A 16,019-nucleotide genomic window follows, 5' to 3' on the forward strand; every position below is an offset into this window, starting at 1 on the left:
ACGTGCTCTCGCATCCTCGTCATTGCGAGCGCAGCGAAGCAATCCAGAGTCTTTCCGCAGAGGCAGACTGGATTGCTTCGCTACGCTCGCAATGACGGCGAGGGTGACGTCATGTCCCTGATCGGCCGCCTCATCGTCATCTTCATCGGCTTTCTGGCCGCCTGCTTCATCGGCGGCATGATCGTCGTTGTCGCGCTGTTGTTTCCGGAGTTCGCCGATCTCGGCGCCGGTCCCGTCGACCAGGGCACGATCGATATCGTGCTCGGGTTCGGCTTCATCTTCGTCTCCGGTTTTGCGCTGGTGCCGGCGGCGGTGATCGTCGCGATCACCGAGGCGCTCTACATCCGCAGCGCGCTCGCCTATGCCGTGGGCGGCGGCGTCGTGGGGCTCGCCTGCTATCTCGGCCTGGTCCCGTTTCATTCCGACACGCTGCAATTCGAAGGCATCGTGCGGCGGCACCTGGAGATCATGACCGGCGCGGGCATTGTCGCCGGTGTCGTCTACTGGCTGATCGCCGGCCGCAATGCCGGCGCTTGGCGCAATCCGCCGCTGCCGCGCAATCCGCCTCCGCCACTGCCGTCGAATTCAAGACCGGATGCGCGGTAGCTTGCGCCGTCATTCCGGGATGGTCCGAAGGACCAGACCACAGGTGCGCAATTGCGCACCGGGGAATCTCGAGATTCCGGGTTCGGTGCTGCGCACCGCCCCGGAATGACGGTCCCAAGGGTTTTCATCCCCTTCCCACTCGGCTAAACCGCGCGCCATGAACCGGACTGGACTCTTCATCGCCCTGGCGCTGTGGCTCGTGATCGGCGTCGTTTTCGGCCTCTATCCCGAGCTCGATCTCAAGCTCGCCGCGCTGTTCTTCGACCCCGCGACGAAGACGTTTCCGCTCAAGCTGAACGATTGGGCGAGCTTCGCGCGCGATGCCGCGATGTGGGTTGCGTGGGCGTTCGTGCTGCCTGCGCTGGTCGCGCTTGTGGTCAAGATGGTCCGGCCCGACCGCCCGCTGATGGTATCCGGGCGCGCGATCGTCTTCTTGCTGGTCACGATCATCATGTCGGCCGGCATCCTCACCAATCTCGCCTTCAAGACCTATTGGGGCCGGCCGCGCCCGGTGGTCGTGACGCAGTTTGCCGGCGATCAGCAATTCGTGCCGTGGTGGGATCCGCGCGGTGGCTGCGCGCGCAACTGCTCGTTCTTTTCGGGTGAGGGCGCGACCGCGTTCTGGACGCTGGCGCCCGCCGCACTGGCACCGCCGCCGTGGCGGCCGCTCGCTTATGCCGGAGCCGTGGTGTTCGGCCTCGTGACCAGCGGGCTGCGGATGGCCTTTGGCGGCCACTTCTTCACCGACGTGTCGATCGCCGGCCTCGTCACCTTCGTCGTGATCTGGTTTGCCTACGCGCTGATCTACCGCTGGCCGCGGACCCGGTTTTCGGACGAGGCGGTCGATGCCGCCCTGACCCGGCTGAACATGCCCGCCTACCGGCTTCGCCAGCGCCTGTTCGGCCGCAAGACGAGTGCCGAGCCGTCCGTTTGAGCCATTAAAGGGGTGCCGAGCCCCGCGAAATTTGATATTCGCGCGGTCAAGCCGTGAAACGACATCAGCCCTTCGAGACCGATTGGAAGCCCCATGACCACGATCCTGAAAAGCCTGCCCAAGGGTGAGAAAGTCGGCATCGCTTTTTCGGGCGGCCTCGATACCAGCGCGGCGCTGCTCTGGATGAAGCAGAAGGGCGCGCGCTGCTACGCCTATACCGCCAATCTCGGTCAGCCCGACGAAGCCGACTACAATGAGATTCCGCGCAAGGCGATGGAGTTCGGGGCGGAGAAAGCGCTGCTGGTCGATTGCCGCACGCAGCTCGTCCATGAAGGCATCGCCGCGATCCAGTCCGGCGCCTTCCATATCTCCACCGGCGGCATCACCTATTTCAACACCACGCCATTGGGGCGCGCCGTCACCGGCACGATGCTGGTCGCGGCGATGAAGGAGGACGGCGTCAACATCTGGGGCGACGGCTCGACCTTCAAGGGCAACGACATCGAGCGCTTCTATCGCTACGGCCTGCTGACCAATCCGGGCCTGCGCATCTACAAGCCCTGGCTCGACCAGCAGTTCATCGATGAGCTCGGTGGCCGCGCCGAGATGTCGGCGTTCATGACGGCGCAGGGCTTTGCCTACAAGATGAGTGCCGAGAAGGCCTATTCGACCGACAGCAATCTGCTCGGCGCGACGCACGAGGCCAAGGATCTCGAGAGCCTCGACAGCGGCATCAAGATCGTCAACCCGATCATGGGCGTGCCATTCTGGCGTGACGACTGCAGCGTCAAGGCCGAGAAGGTCGTGGTGCGTTTCGAGGAAGGCCAGCCGGTCGCGCTGAACGGCCAGACCTTCTCTGATCCCGTCGCGCTGTTCCTCGAAGCCAACGCGATCGGCGGCCGCCACGGCCTCGGCATGAGCGACCAGATCGAGAACCGCATCATCGAGGCCAAGAGCCGCGGCATCTATGAAGCGCCCGGCATGGCGCTGCTGCACATCGCCTATGAGCGCCTCGTTACCGGCATCCACAACGAGGACACCATCGAACAGTACCGCATCAGCGGCATGCGTCTCGGTCGCCTGCTATATCAGGGCCGCTGGTTCGATTCGCAGGCCCTGATGCTGCGCGAGACCGCGCAGCGCTGGGTGGCCCGCGCCGTCACCGGCGAAGTCTCGCTCGAGTTGCGCCGTGGCAACGACTACTCGATCCTCAACACGGAAAGCCCGAACCTGACCTATGCGCCGGAGCGGCTCAGCATGGAGAAGGTCGAGGACGCGGCGTTCACGCCGGCCGATCGCATCGGTCAGCTCACCATGCGCAACCTCGACATCAACGACACCCGCGCCAAGCTGAAGCTCTACAGCGACACGGGCCTGCTCTCGGGCAGCGAAGGCTCGCAGATCTTCCGGCTGGAGAGCGACAAGAGCTGATGCGCTCAGGGATTGCTGCCTCATTCGTCATTGCGAGCGAAGCGAAGCAATCCAGAATCTTTCCGCAGCGATAGTCTGGATTTGCTTCGTCGCTTCGCGCCTCGCAATGACGAAAAAAAATGGCCGGGATTGCTCCCGGCCATTTTGCATTTATGGGTGCCGCTACCGCGGCGGCGCGGTGCCGGGAGGGGGCGGCGGCAGCGAAGCCTGCCCACCGTTGAGCAGCGGCGTGATGTTGCGGACGGTGACGCGACGGTTGATCGCGCTCGGCCCTTGCGTCTGCTCCTTCAGGTACTGCTCGCCATAGCCCTGCGAGGTCAGGTTCTCAGCCGGCACACTGAATTGCTGTGTCAGCAATTCGGCCGCGGACTGCGCGCGACGATCCGACAATGACAGATTGTCGACGTCGTTGCCGACCGCGTCAGTGTGTCCCTCGATCAGGAACACCGCACGCGGGTTGGCTTGGATCGCCTGATTGAGACCGTCGGCGATCACTTGTAGCTTCGCCGCCTGATCCGGTGGGATCGTCCACGACCCCGTCTCGAAGGTGATCGAGTTGACGTCGATGCTGGGCATCTGCATGCGAACATTGGGGCTGTAGCGGATTTCGTCGAGCGTATAACGCCGATCGATCCGCTGCACCGGCGGTGCCCGCATGGTCTGGTAGATCACGTCAGGCGACGCCTCCTGGGCATCGACGATATAGCGGTCGTAGGGAATGTTCACGACCGGCGGCGGCGCGTCGACATAGAAGCCGCCGACCGACTGCGGATCGCGATAGCTGTTGTCGATGATGATGAGCTCGCGGCCGCGAGAATCCCTGCGAATTCGCCGCAGCAGCCGACCGTCCGGACCGACAACAGTAATGATCTCGCTGCCGTCGGGACGGATCACCACGGTGCGGGTATCGGCTCCGACAGTCTCGGTGCGGATGTCGCGGGCGCCATAGCGGAAACGATAGAGATCGTTGCCGCGGACGTAGGTCTGCCCACCGGGATCGCGGATGATGATGCGGTCCGGCTCGGTGTAGACGGTACGACCGCCTTCGACGGATTCGCGCCGCTGATTGTGGAGGTCGGCGATGGTGGCTCCAATCACGGCGCCGGCCACCACGCCAGCACCGATCGCGAGCGGCGTGAGGTCACGCTGCGGCGGACGTGGTGCTGGCGGCAGCGGTGCTGCGACCGTCGGCGCGGTTCGGAAGGCCGGCGCAACCGTCGGCGGCGCGTATTGCGCCCTGTTGGGCGGAGGCGTTGCGGCCGCGGAGCCCGGGACGGTGCTCGGTGCCGCAGCGCCGGCGGGGGGAGCCGGTGGCTGGGGCGGGGCACCTGCCTGCGGCTGGGTCGGCGGAGCTCCGGCAGCGGGTGCGCCAGCAGGAGGAGCTCCACCCTGGCGCCCAGGCGGCGGCGTGCCAGCGCCGCCGGGAGCTGGTGTCGCTGTCGGAGCGGGGGTTGCGCCGGGCGCGGGCGTTGCGCCCGGTGCGGGACCGGGACGCCCGGCGGGCGGCGTCGGGGTGGCCCCTGGCGCCGGTGTCGGCGTTGGAGCGGGCGTGGCACCCGGAGCCGGTGTTGGTGATCCCGCGGCCGGAGGCGCGCCGGGACGACCGGGCGGGGGCGTACCGGGGCGTCCGGCGGGCGGGCTGCCCGGAGCCGGCGTCGCGGTCGGCGCAGGAGTCGCTGTCGGTGAAGGTGTGTTTGTAGGTGCAGGGGTGGCGGCCGGCGCGGGCGCGCCCGGTCTCGCCGTTGGTGCCGCAGGCGCAGGTGACGGTGTCGCCGTGGGCGCCGGCGCGGGACGGCCCTGAGGAGTTGCTGCCGGCGGCGGCGGAGTCGTTGGGCGAGCCGCGGGCGGCGGTGTTGGTGCGTGCTGCTGCGGAGCTGCGGCGGGCGGCGGTGCTGGCGGCGTGGGAGCCGGGCGCGCGGCAGGCGGTGCCGGAGGGGGCGCATGCTGTTGCGGAGCCGCAGCCGGGGGCGGCGCAGGCTGCTTCGGGGCGGCAGGCGGTGGTGGGGGCGGCGGCGGTGCCGGACGGGCCGCAGGTGGCGGCGGGGGCGGCGGCGGTGCCGGACGGGCTGCAGGTGGCGGCGGAGGCGGCGGCGGTGCCGCTGGACGCGGCGGTGCGGCAGCCGGAGGGGGTGCCGCGGGCGGATGGGGCGGTGCAGCTGCGGGCGGCGGTGCGGCCGGGCGCGCGGGCGCCGCAGGCGGCGCGGCCGCTGGCGGTCCCTTCGGCGGCTGCTTCGGTTTTCCGTCAGGGCCGGTCTCTTGTGGCTGCGCCTGCGCGACGACGAGCGGCGGCGCGCTTTGCGCATGCGATGCGGAGCTTGCGAATTGCATCGCGGTCAGAGCCGTGGTGGCAAGCAGCACGAAACGAAGGTTGGTCATGATGGTGAACTTCCCCGGAAGGTTCTTTGACGAAGTGTTGGGATGAACAGCTACGCGTTAGGCCGGATTGTGGCGGGCGAAGCGGACGCGGCCCGATTTATTTCTGCACGCAAATCACCTCACTATGGTGACGTTCATTGCGCATTCAGACGCAGGTTGCAATTGCCTCGGATGTGATGCGTCGCCTCATGCGCGATCCCGCGGCGGACTTGCGTCCGTCGCGGGATTCGGCGTGAGCGGGCCGTTCGGTCCGCGTGATGGAATCTCTTCAGGCATGCGGCCCGGCAATTCGTCGGGCGGTGCTGGCGAGCCGGGCTCGCGCACCGGCGGCGCGATTTCAGGCTGCGGATTGCCCGGCGGAATCCCCGGCGGCGGCTCGGTCGGCGTGCCCGGCGTTGACGGCGGAATCTCGGGCGGCTCGATCGGCATTACATGGAGACCTTGCGGTTGTCGCCGAAATCGGGCCGCGTGTTCGTCACTGCCGCGGCCGCCATCTTCACATAGGAGATCACGGTGCCCGGCGAGTCCCAAAACTCGGCATCGTCAGGCGTGACCTTGAGCACGCGGATGTTGGGATCTTCCGCAGAATCCCACCATGCTTTGGCGGGCGTCGAGAACAGCTCCTTGATCTTCGCACGGTCGTTGGAGACGACGGCGGTGCCCGTCAGCGACACGTATTTCTGGCTGCCCGCATCCGCGAACGACAGGTTGATGGACGGATTGCGCGCGATCTCCTCGTCCTTGTGACGCCGCGCGTCGGTGAGGAAATAGATCGTGTCCGCGTTGCGATCGAGATAGGCGCTCATCGGCCGCGCGCGGAGCTTGTCGCCATCGCGCGTCACCAGCATCGCAAATCCGATCGACTTCATCAGATCCCATACGCGGTCGACGTCGCGGGCATTGTCGTTGGCCATGTCGTGCTCCTTCTTGCAAGGGACGACAACGGCTCGCGCGGAACGAGGTTCCGGCCGAAGGATGGAACTTATCTATTCCGGCGCGTGGCAAACCGCCTCGATGTTGTGGCCGTCAGGGTCGAGCACGAAGGCGCCGTAGTAGGTCGGGTGATAGTGCGCACGGATGCCGGGCGGCCCGTTGTCGCGCCCGCCCGCCGCCATCGCCGCCTTGTAGAACGCGTCCACCGTGGCGCGGTCCTTTGCCAGGATCGCGACATGCACCGGCTTGTTCAGCGCGCCCTCGCCGCCGATCCAGAAATCCGGCTTGCCCTCGGCGCCGAAGCCGGCGGCCGGATCGTGTCCGGTCTGCTCCTGCGTGACCTCCATGATCAGGCTGTAGCCGAGCGGCGCCAATGCCTTGGCGTAGAACGCCTTGGCGCGCTCATAGTCGGAGACCGGGAAGCCCATATGGTCGATCATCGTAACTCCGTCGTTCGTCGTCAGCGCGACAGGAACGTATTGCTCCGCGTCTTGCGCGCAACCACAAAACCGCGCGCGACCATGTCAGCGATGCAATCTTCCCGCCATTCCTTGTGTGACAAATGCTCGATCACCACCGCGCGCGGCCATAGCGATTGCGGCGCGTCGCGGAAGAAGCCGATCAGCACGCGATCCTCGAAGCCCTCGACGTCGATTTTGATCGAATCGACGCGCGTGACGCCGGCCTCGTCGAGAATGCGCGTCAACCGCAGCGAGGGCACTTTGATCGCCTCCGCGCTGGCTGTGCCGGTGACGACGTGCGTGGCGCCGAGATTGCCGCCGCCGCTCTCGATCATCAGCTCGCCGTCGCTGTCGCCGGCAGCCGCCTGCACCAGGCGCACCTGCGTCGCTTTCGATGCGGCCTGGTTGAACGAGAGCCGTCCAAACGTCATCGGATGCGGTTCGATGGCAACTACTTTCCCTGATGCTCCGGCCTGTCGCGCCATCACCAGCGCAAAGGTGCCGACATTGGCGCCGACGTCGACGAACACGCCGCCCTCCGGAGTGTGCTGGCGCAGGAAGTCGAGCTCGTCGAGATTATAGTCGGGATTGAACAGCGCGCCGCGCTCGGTCGCGCTGCCCTGGTGATAGAAGCGAAACGATGCGCCCTGGTACTGGACGTCGACGGGACCACCGCGCAGCAGGTTCACCAGCCGCGACATCCACGGCCGGAACGCGCCGCGCTTCAGCCCCGATTGTGTCGCGAGGCGAATGATCGCGGCCTGCGCCGCGTTCGGCGCAAACGCGCCGAACGGCGCTGACGGAGGGGCATTGTCGGGCGTCAAGCGGGAGTCCTCATTGCAAGCGGCGCATGCATAGCCGGTTTTGCCGGGGACTCCAATCTCAGTGTCGTCCCGGGGCGCGAAGCGAGCCCGGGACCCATAACCACAGGCAGAAGTGTGACACGAGGCTCCCACTCCGGGTATTCGCCAAACTGCTCGCTATGGGTGTGGGTCCCGGATCTGCGCTTCGCTTGTCCCGGACGACGGAGAGAACGTCACGCCGCCTTTTTCGGCGCCTTGCGCTGGCGCAGGAAGCGGCCGAGCAGCTTGCGCTTGCCCTTGCGCGGGATCAGGTCGATGTCGCTGACGAGTTTTGCGCCGCCCTTGCGGCGCTCCAGCACGATCTTGCGGCTGTGAAAGGCCTCCAGCTCGACACGATGCGCGACGCTGACGATGGTCGCCTTCGGCAGCTCGTCGGTGACCATCTTCATCATCTTGTCCTGGCTCTTCTCGTCGAGCGCCGAGGTCGCCTCATCCAGCACGATGATGTCGGGGTTGTGCAGCAAGAGCCGCGCGAAGGCGAGGCGCTGCTTCTCGCCACCGGACAGGGTCTGGTCCCAGGGTGCTTCTTCCTCGATCTTCTCCTTGAGATGGTCGAGACCGACCTTGTGCAGGGCCTCGCCGATCTCCTCCACGGTCCAGTCGTCTTCCGCGCCGGGATAGGCGACCGCACGGCGCAGGGAGCCGGAGGGCACGTAGGGTCGCTGAGGCAGCATGAACAGCCGCCGGTCGGGACGGAAATTGACGCTGCCGCCGCCCCATGGCCAGAGCCCGGCGATGGCGCGCACCAGCGTGCTCTTGCCGGTGCCGGATTCGCCGGCAACCAGCAGCCGCTCGCCAGGCTCAACCACCACCTCGGTCTCGCCGACCACGGCCGTGCCGTCGTCAAGCGTGACGGAGAGGTCCGTCAGCTCCAGCATGGCGTCGTTACTGGTCTCGCCGCGCTTGATGCGTCCGAAGCCGTCGCCCTGCTCGGCGCGCTCAAGGCCGTCGAGCGACATCATCAGCGAGGCGATGCGGCGCGCGCAGGCATTCCAGTCGGCGAGCCGCGGGTAATTGTCGACCAGCCAGCCGAACGCGCTCTGCACGATGGTGAAGGCGGAAGCCGCCTGCATCACCTGCCCCAGCGTCATGCTGCCGTCGAGGAATTTTGGCGCGCAGAGCAGCAGCGGCACGACCGGCGCAACGAGGCTCGATCCCTGCGACACCAACGTGGTGCGCATGTGCTGACCCGCGAGCCGCGCCCATTGCCGCAGTACATTCGTGAAATTGCGGTCGATGCCGTCGCGCTCTTCCTCCTCGCCGCCGAGCAGCGCGATGCTCTCGCCGTTCTCGCGCACGCGCGTCAGCGTGTAGCGGAAATCGGCCTCGGCCTGGTTCTTGTCCTCAGAGACCTGCACGAATTGGCGGCCGATCACCAGGATCGAGCCCGATGCAATTCCCGCATAAAGCATCGCGGCGATCACCAGGAATCCGGGAATGGTCACCGACGATCCCGCAAGCGTGACGGTGAGCGCGCCGCCGATGGTCCAGAGCACGACGATGAAGGTCGCGGCCGACAGCAGCGCGGACGTCACGCCGGCGAGAAAATCCACCGGCGAATCGGTCGCCACGCGCAGATCCTCCGCGATCCGGTATTCCGGATTCTTGTGGTCGCCGCTGACGAGATTGAGCTGGTAATAGCGACCGTTGCCGAGCCAGCGGGTCAGCACGCTTGCCGTCAGCCAGGCTCGCCAGCGCCGCTGGATGCCCATGCGCGCGAACACCTGCGCCACGCCGAGCACGATGCTGCCGATCGCGAGCGGGAAGAACACCGCGGTGAGATGGAAGACGGTGGACGCCTCGCGCTTCTCGATCGCGTCGAAGATCGCCCGATTCCAGACATTGATGCCGTATTGAAAGCCGACAGTCAGGACGATCAGTACGCCGAGGCCGATGGAATAAAGCCACGCCAGCCGGTCGCCGTTGCGGCCCCAGAAGCCGCGCGCGCTGATCCAGAAGCGGGTGAGGAGATAGTCCTTGCGGGCCTGTTCGGCCTCTTCCGGCGACAGCTCCGGATCGGGCTCGACCAGCTCGGGCGGCGGCGGAGCCACTTCCTCGCCGGCCTCGCCTACGATCTCGACGATGGGCGGCTTCTTGCTCTTTTCGCGCTTTGCGGCCGGCTTTTGCATGGCCGGATAACGCAAGATAAATCAAAAGGTTCCTACGAGTTCCCAGTGCCGGGTCATTCAGCGGCGCCGTCGCGCACCCGGCGCAGCCGTGCGACCCGGTGCAGCACGCGCGACAGCTGATCGATCGCATAGGGCTTCTGCACGAGCTCGAAATCGATCTTGCCGTCCTGGGACAGCGCCTCGCTGTAGCCGGTGGTCAGCACGACCGGCACGCCGATGCCGCGGTCGCGGACCGCCTGCGCGAGATCGAGCCCGGTCATATCAGGCATCACGATGTCCGAGAAAACGACATCGAAGCGATCGGAATCCATGACCAGCTCGGCGAGGGCGTCGGTTGCATTGTCGACCAGTGTGATGCTGTAGCCGAGCTCGGTGAGGCCGTCCGCTGCGAAATTGGCGAGCTCGATGTTGTCCTCGACCAGCAGCACTGACATGCCGCTGCCGGCTATGGCCGGGGCCGTGTTCGGTGCCTGCCGCTGCGGCAGCAAATGCGGCGCCACGCGTGGCAGATAGAGCGAGAAGGTGCTGCCTTGGCCTACCTTGCTGGTGACCGTCACCTCGCCGCCGGACTGCCGGGCGAAGCCGAACACCTGCGACAGGCCGAGACCGGTGCCCTGGCCGACCTGCTTGGTGGTGAAGAACGGTTCGAAGATGCGCTCGAGCCGCGCAGCCGGAATGCCGATACCGGTGTCACTGACGGCAATGCCGATGAAGCCGTGTTTGTCAGCAAGGTCATGCTTGCCTGAAAGATCATGGTTGCCTGAAAGATCATGGTTGCCGGAGACGGGAGCCCGCGTGTTCGCAATGGTCGCCGCGGCCTCGACGTTGAAGACGATCCTGCCCTTACCGTGCATGGCATCGCGCGCGTTGGTCGCCATGTTGATCAACGCCGTCTCGAACTGGCTTGCATCGGCATTGACGAGGCAGGGCTCGGCCGGCAGCCGCATCGCGATTTCGATCGCGGGTCCGAGCAGCGTCGCGAGCATGTCGTGCAGCGACTGCATTCGCGCGCCGACGTCGAACACCTCCGGCTTCAAGGTCTGGCGCCGTGCAAAGGCGAGCAACTGCGAGGTCAGCTTGGCCGCGCGTCCGACCGCTTCCGCGATGGCGGTGATGTAGCGCTGGCGGCGCTCCTCGCTCAGCTGCGGCCGGTTCAGCAGGTCGACGGAGGCGCGAATCACGGTCAGGAGGTTGTTGAAATCGTGCGCGACGCCGCCGGTGAGCTGCCCGAGTGCCTCCAGGCGCTGGCTGTGCTTGAGCGCCTCCTCGGCTTCGCGCCGCGCGGCGGCCTCGGCCTGGAGATGCTGGGTGCGCCGGAACGCGAACGCCAGCAGCAGAAACAGCAACGCGGTGGCGGGAATGCCGAACACCAGATGCTGGCCCATGGTAGCGAACCAGCGCGCGCGGATCGCCGAGGTCTCCAAGCCCGCGCTGACATAGATCGGGTATTCGGCGATGCGTCGGTAGCCGATGCGCCGCTCGACCTCGTCCGATGGCCAGGCGATGGTGATGAGGCCATGCTCGGGCTGAGCTGCGATGCTCTGGCCGACCGGCCCGTTAGGATCGAGCCTGATGTCGCGATCGAGCCGCGGAAGATGCGCCAGCACCACGCCGTCGGTGCGTCCCATCGCGAGGAAGCTGCCGGGATCGGAGCCGATCCTGGCGTAAAAGTTCTCAAAATATTCCGGCAGGACGGAGGCCTGGATCACGCCGATGAAGCTGCCGTCATCGGAGCTGCGGCGACGACTGACCCCGAAGAAGCGCGCGCCCTGATAAGGCTGGCGCGGCGTCAGGGGAATACCGATGTAGCTGCCGATGGTCTGGTCGACATGGGCCGCAAAGTAGTCACGGTCCGCAAAGCTCTGCGCCGGCGGCGGCGAGGCCAGGCTGTTGACCAGCGACTTTCCGTCCGCATCGAAGATCCATGCCGATTTGAGCTGCGGCAGCGAATCGGTCAGCTGCTTCAGGCGGCGGTGCAGGGCCGGTTCGCGCGAGCGGATAATTTCGTCGGGCATGCCGCGCACCACCTCGTTGATCTCGGCGAGGCTGCGGTCGATGGTCTCGAACACCTTGAGCGCATGCTCATGCGCGACATCGAGGGTGCGCTGGATCTCGCGGTCGGCGATATCTTTTGTCGAGCTGTAGGAGATCGAGGAGGCGATTGCGAACAGCGCAATCGGCAGCGCCAGGGACGCAGCCATCATCCACTGCAGCAATCTCAGCGAATTGCGTTGTGCGCCCTGCACGGTCGCTCCGGTCCCACGCCGGAGAGCTTACTTGAATTTCGCGCCGGGAAGGAAGCGGCTTGTAGCTGGAACCAGAGGTTGCAACCTGCCGGCTTGCCCGTGCAGGGGCGGAGGCAAAATCTACTCGAACAGGAGCCTGCCGTAGAATGCCCCGGCCGTGCCGGCCGGGGATCGCAGCATGAATGACGCCTAGATCTGGCGCTCGACCATCTTGAGCTTGAGCTCGGCGATGGCTTCCGCCGGGTTGAGGCCCTTCGGGCAGGCCTTGGCGCAGTTCATGATGGTGTGGCAGCGATAGAGGCGGAACGGGTCCTCGAGATTGTCGAGCCGCTCGCCGGTCGCCTCATCCCGCGAATCCGACACCCAGCGGTTGGCCTGGAGCAGCGCGGCGGGACCGAGATAGCGCTCGCTGTTCCACCAATAGCTCGGGCACGAGGTCGAGCAGCAGGCGCAGAGAATGCACTCGTAGAGGCCGTCGAGCTTCTCGCGGTCCTCGTGGCTCTGCTTCCATTCCTTTTGCGGCGTCGGCGAAGTCGTCTTCAGCCACGGCTCGACCGAAGCGTACTGCGCGTAGAAATTGGTGAGATCGGGGATGAGGTCCTTCACGACAGGCTGGTGCGGCAGCGGATTGATCTTCACCGCGCCGTCCTTCACGTCGTGCATCGAGCGGGTGCAGGCCAGCGTGTTCTGGCCGTCGATGTTCATCGCGCAGGAGCCGCAGACGCCTTCGCGACAGGAGCGGCGGAAGGTCAGCGACGGATCGATGTTGTTCTTGATCCAGATCAGGCCGTCCAGCACCATCGGCCCGCAATCCTGGGTGTCGACGTAATAGGTGTCGACGCTCGGAGTCTTGCCGTCGTCGGGATTCCAGCGATAGACGCGGAATTCGCGAGTTTCAGTCGCGCCCGCGGGCTTCGGCCAGGTCTTGCCGCCTGAAATCTTGGAGTTCTTCGGAAGTGCGAATTCAACCATTTCGATAAAGCTTTCGCTGTTCGCTCAGGACACGCGCGCCGTTTAGTAAACGCGAGCTTTCGGCGGGATGTACTGGACGTCGTTGGTCATGGTGTAGTCGTGAACCGGGCGGTACTCGATCTTGACCTTGCCGGAATCTTCCAGCCAGGCCAGCGTGTGCTTCATCCAGTTCTTGTCGTCGCGGTCGGAGAAGTCCTCGCGGGCATGCGCGCCGCGGCTCTCGGTGCGGTTGGCGGCCGAGTTCATCGTCACCACCGCCTGCGCGATCAGATTGTCGAATTCGAGCGTCTCGATCAGGTCGGAATTCCACACCAGCGAGCGGTCGGACACGGCGATGTCGGTGATGCCGCTGTGGACCTTCTCGATCAGGTTCTGGCCTTCGCTCAGGATGTCGCCGGTGCGGAACACCGCGCAATTATTCTGCATCACGTGCTGCATGCCTTCGCGCAGCTTGGCTGTCGGCGTGCCGCCGGAGGCGTAGCGGTAGTGGTCGAGCCGGCCGAGCGCCAGATCGGACGAGTTCGCCGGCAACTCCGGCTGGCTGGCGTTCGGCGTGAGCTTCTCGGCGAGGCGCAACGCCGCGGCGCGGCCGAACACGACGAGATCGATCAGCGAGTTGGAGCCGAGGCGGTTGGCGCCGTGCACGGAGACGCAAGCGGCTTCGCCGATCGCCATCAAGCCTGGGATGATGGCGTTGTCGTCGCCGTCCTTCTTGGTCAGGACTTCGCCGTGATAGTTCGTGGGGATGCCGCCCATGTTGTAGTGCACGGTCGGCACGATCGGGATCGGCTCGCGCGTCACGTCGACATTGGCGAAGATCTTTGCGGATTCCGAGATGCCCGGCAGGCGTTCGGCCAGTACCGCAGGATCGAGATGGTCGAGATGCAGGAAGATGTGGTCCTTCTTCTTGCCGACGCCGCGCCCCTCCCGGATCTCGATGGTCATCGCGCGCGAGACGACGTCACGCGAGGCCAGATCCTTCGCGGAGGGCGCATAGCGCTCCATGAAGCGCTCGCCCTCCGAGTTGACGAGATAGCCGCCCTCGCCGCGCGCGCCTTCGGTGACGAGACAACCCGAGCCGTAGATGCCGGTTGGGTGAAACTGCACGAACTCCATGTCCTGCATCGGCAGGCCGGCACGCAGCACCATGCCGCCGCCATCGCCCGTGCAAGTGTGCGCCGAGGTGCATGACGCATAGGCGCGGCCATAGCCGCCGGTCGCCAGAATCACGGTCTGGGCGCGGAAGCGGTGCAGCGTGCCGTCGTCGAGCTTGAGCGCGATGACGCCGCGGCAGGTGCCCTGGTCGTCCATGATCAGGTCGATGGCAAAGAACTCGATGAAGAACTCGGCCGCGTGGCGCAGCGACTGGCCGTACATCGTGTGCAGCATGGCGTGGCCGGTGCGGTCGGCGGCGGCGCAGGTGCGCTGCGCCTGGCCCTTGCCGTAGTCCAGCGTCATGCCGCCGAACGGGCGCTGGTAGATCTTGCCGTCTTCGGTGCGCGAGAACGGCACGCCCCAATGCTCGAGCTCGTAGACCGCCTCGGGCGCGTTGCGCACCATGTATTCGATCGCGTCCTGGTCGCCCAGCCAGTCGGACCCCTTTACGGTGTCGTACATGTGCCAGCGCCAGTCGTCCTTGTGCATGTTGCCGAGGGACGCCGAGATGCCGCCCTGCGCCGCGACGGTGTGCGAGCGGGTCGGAAACACCTTTGTGATGCAGGCGGTCCGAAGACCGGCTTCGCTGCAGCCGACCACGGCGCGCAGGCCCGCGCCGCCGGCCCCGACCACGACGACATCGTAGGTGTGGTCTTCGATCGGATAGGCTTTGCCGTTGGTGGCGGGAGCGCCGTTGGCCTTGCCATTGGTGTCTGTGGCCATGGCTTACACTCCGGAGGAAAGTTTCAGGATCGCGTAGGTCGAGGCCAGCGCCACGGCGAACGAGAAAAAGTTGTTGAGCATGATCGAGATGAGCTTCAGCTTCTCGTTATGGATGTAGTCCTCGATCACGACCTGCATGCCGATCTTCATGTGCCAGGCGCTGGCGAAGATGAAGAGCAGCAGGATCACCGCGATTGGCAGCGAGCCGAGGATCTGTGCGGCGCCGGCCTGGTTGCGGCCGAGCAGCATCATCACGATCACGATCACCGGGATCATCAGCAGCGTCATGGCGACGCCGGTGATGCGCTGGCGCCAGAAATCGGACGTGCCCGAATGCGCCGCGCCGAGATTGCGGACGCGGCCGAGCGGGGTGCGCATGGAGGAGCCCTTCGGAGAGCCGTGGGATTCGTCGAAACTCATCGTCCGCCTCCGATCGCGTAGGCGATGATCCAGACGAGGACGGTCAGCACGATGCCGCCGATCAACGCGCCCCAGGTCAACGCTTCGCGCTCGTTGGCCTTGAAGCCGTAGCCGAGGTCCCAGACGAAATGCCGGATGCCGCTGAGCATGTGGTGCATCAGCGCCCAGGTGTAGCCGAACACGATCAGCCGGCCGATGATGCTGCCGGTGAAGGCCTGGACGTGGCCATAGGCGGCGGGGCCGGAGGCCGCCGCAATCAGCCACCAGGCCAGAAGCAGCGTTCCGGCGTAGAGGGCAATTCCGGTGGCGCGATGGACGATGGAGAGCGCCATCGTCAGGGTCCAACGGTAGGTCTGAATGTGCGGCGAAAGCGGTCGGTCGATCCGTGCGGTCATGGGCTTCGATTGCTTTATTGCGGCCCAGCATGGGGCGCGCGGGGATCGCGAAAGGTCGGCTCTATTTACGGAGTCGATTTCACCTGCGCAATCACCAAATCGCCATCAATCGAACCTGGGTTCAGCTCTAGGCCCTTGATGTAACAAGGCCAATCAGCGGCTTGGTATACCAGGGCGATGGCGCACCGACGAAAGAAAGAACTTAAATTCATATTTTGTACGAGAGCCGAGACGCATTGAAATTACTATTGGAACGGCTCTAAGCCGCCGCGGGCCGGCCAGGGTTCGAACCAGTCGGTTCATGACGCTCGAACCGGCAGGGATGTGGGCGAGCAATCGCCAATTTCCGCCAAGTGTACCGATTTTTCGCGAGAC

14 protein-coding genes are annotated in these 16,019 nt (G+C 65.7%); 3 read left to right on the forward strand and 11 right to left on the reverse strand.

From position 1 onward, the window contains the following. The first annotated feature begins 111 nt into the window (after positions 1 to 111). The 3 genes from ABIB66_RS09050 to argG all read left to right on the forward strand — a co-directional run bounded on the left by ABIB66_RS09050 (position 112) and on the right by argG (position 2,971). Positions 112 to 606 carry a hypothetical protein gene (locus ABIB66_RS09050; RefSeq protein ID WP_275169157.1) on the forward strand — a complete coding sequence of 165 codons (495 nt, stop codon included), beginning with the start codon at positions 112 to 114 and terminating at the stop codon, positions 604 to 606. 157 nt (positions 607 to 763) lie between these two features. Next, positions 764 to 1,540, forward strand: a complete 777-nt coding sequence (locus ABIB66_RS09055) for a phosphatase PAP2 family protein (RefSeq protein ID WP_275169131.1) — start codon at positions 764 to 766, stop codon at positions 1,538 to 1,540. Between the two features lie 93 nt (positions 1,541 to 1,633). After that, the gene (gene argG / locus ABIB66_RS09060; protein WP_354209702.1) at positions 1,634 to 2,971 is read left to right on the forward strand and encodes an argininosuccinate synthase; all 1,338 of its coding nucleotides are present in this window, start codon (positions 1,634 to 1,636) and stop codon (positions 2,969 to 2,971) included. A 162-nt stretch (positions 2,972 to 3,133) separates the two neighbouring features. Here argG and ABIB66_RS09065 read toward each other — a convergent pair whose 3' ends face one another. The 11 genes from ABIB66_RS09065 to sdhC form a co-directional block, all read right to left on the reverse strand. After that, entirely contained in the window at positions 3,134 to 5,347 is a 2,214-nt protein-coding gene (locus tag ABIB66_RS09065; protein WP_354209701.1) for an OmpA family protein, read from the reverse strand. 186 nt (positions 5,348 to 5,533) lie between these two features. Beyond that, positions 5,534 to 5,776, reverse strand: coding sequence for a hypothetical protein (locus tag ABIB66_RS09070; RefSeq protein WP_007604217.1), 243 nt, complete (start codon positions 5,774 to 5,776; stop codon positions 5,534 to 5,536). Next, entirely contained in the window at positions 5,776 to 6,261 is a 486-nt protein-coding gene (locus ABIB66_RS09075) for a pyridoxamine 5'-phosphate oxidase family protein (RefSeq protein ID WP_354209700.1), read from the reverse strand. Before ABIB66_RS09075 ends, ABIB66_RS09070 begins: the two co-directional genes overlap by 1 nt. 72 nt (positions 6,262 to 6,333) lie before the next feature. Beyond that, on the reverse strand, positions 6,334 to 6,720 hold the full coding sequence (locus ABIB66_RS09080; RefSeq protein WP_354209699.1) for a VOC family protein: 387 nt from the start codon (positions 6,718 to 6,720) through the stop codon (positions 6,334 to 6,336). Positions 6,721 to 6,740: 20 nt separating this feature from the next. Then, entirely contained in the window at positions 6,741 to 7,565 is an 825-nt protein-coding gene (locus ABIB66_RS09085; protein WP_354209698.1) for an FkbM family methyltransferase, read from the reverse strand. Positions 7,566 to 7,777: 212 nt separating this feature from the next. Beyond that, positions 7,778 to 9,733, reverse strand: a complete 1,956-nt coding sequence (locus tag ABIB66_RS09090; protein ID WP_354209697.1) for an ABC transporter ATP-binding protein/permease — start codon at positions 9,731 to 9,733, stop codon at positions 7,778 to 7,780. A 53-nt stretch (positions 9,734 to 9,786) separates the two neighbouring features. Continuing rightward, positions 9,787 to 11,979, reverse strand: coding sequence for an ATP-binding protein (locus tag ABIB66_RS09095; protein WP_354209696.1), 2,193 nt, complete (start codon positions 11,977 to 11,979; stop codon positions 9,787 to 9,789). A 189-nt stretch (positions 11,980 to 12,168) separates the two neighbouring features. Beyond that, the gene (locus tag ABIB66_RS09100) at positions 12,169 to 12,951 is read right to left on the reverse strand and encodes a succinate dehydrogenase iron-sulfur subunit (protein WP_354209695.1); all 783 of its coding nucleotides are present in this window, start codon (positions 12,949 to 12,951) and stop codon (positions 12,169 to 12,171) included. Between the two features lie 42 nt (positions 12,952 to 12,993). After that, positions 12,994 to 14,829 (reverse strand): succinate dehydrogenase flavoprotein subunit, encoded by a 1,836-nt coding sequence (gene sdhA / locus ABIB66_RS09105; protein ID WP_354209694.1) that lies wholly within the window; start codon positions 14,827 to 14,829, stop codon positions 12,994 to 12,996. A gap of 3 nt (positions 14,830 to 14,832) precedes the next feature. After that, on the reverse strand, positions 14,833 to 15,249 hold the full coding sequence (gene sdhD, locus ABIB66_RS09110; RefSeq protein ID WP_275174734.1) for a succinate dehydrogenase, hydrophobic membrane anchor protein: 417 nt from the start codon (positions 15,247 to 15,249) through the stop codon (positions 14,833 to 14,835). Next, positions 15,246 to 15,644, reverse strand: coding sequence for a succinate dehydrogenase, cytochrome b556 subunit (sdhC, locus tag ABIB66_RS09115; protein ID WP_354209693.1), 399 nt, complete (start codon positions 15,642 to 15,644; stop codon positions 15,246 to 15,248). Before sdhC ends, sdhD begins: the two co-directional genes overlap by 4 nt. Positions 15,645 to 16,019 lie beyond the last annotated feature (375 nt).

Origin of the sequence: Bradyrhizobium sp. F1.13.3 (genome assembly GCF_040548265.1) — a bacterium.
Taxonomy (GTDB): Bacteria; Pseudomonadota; Alphaproteobacteria; order Rhizobiales; family Xanthobacteraceae; genus Bradyrhizobium.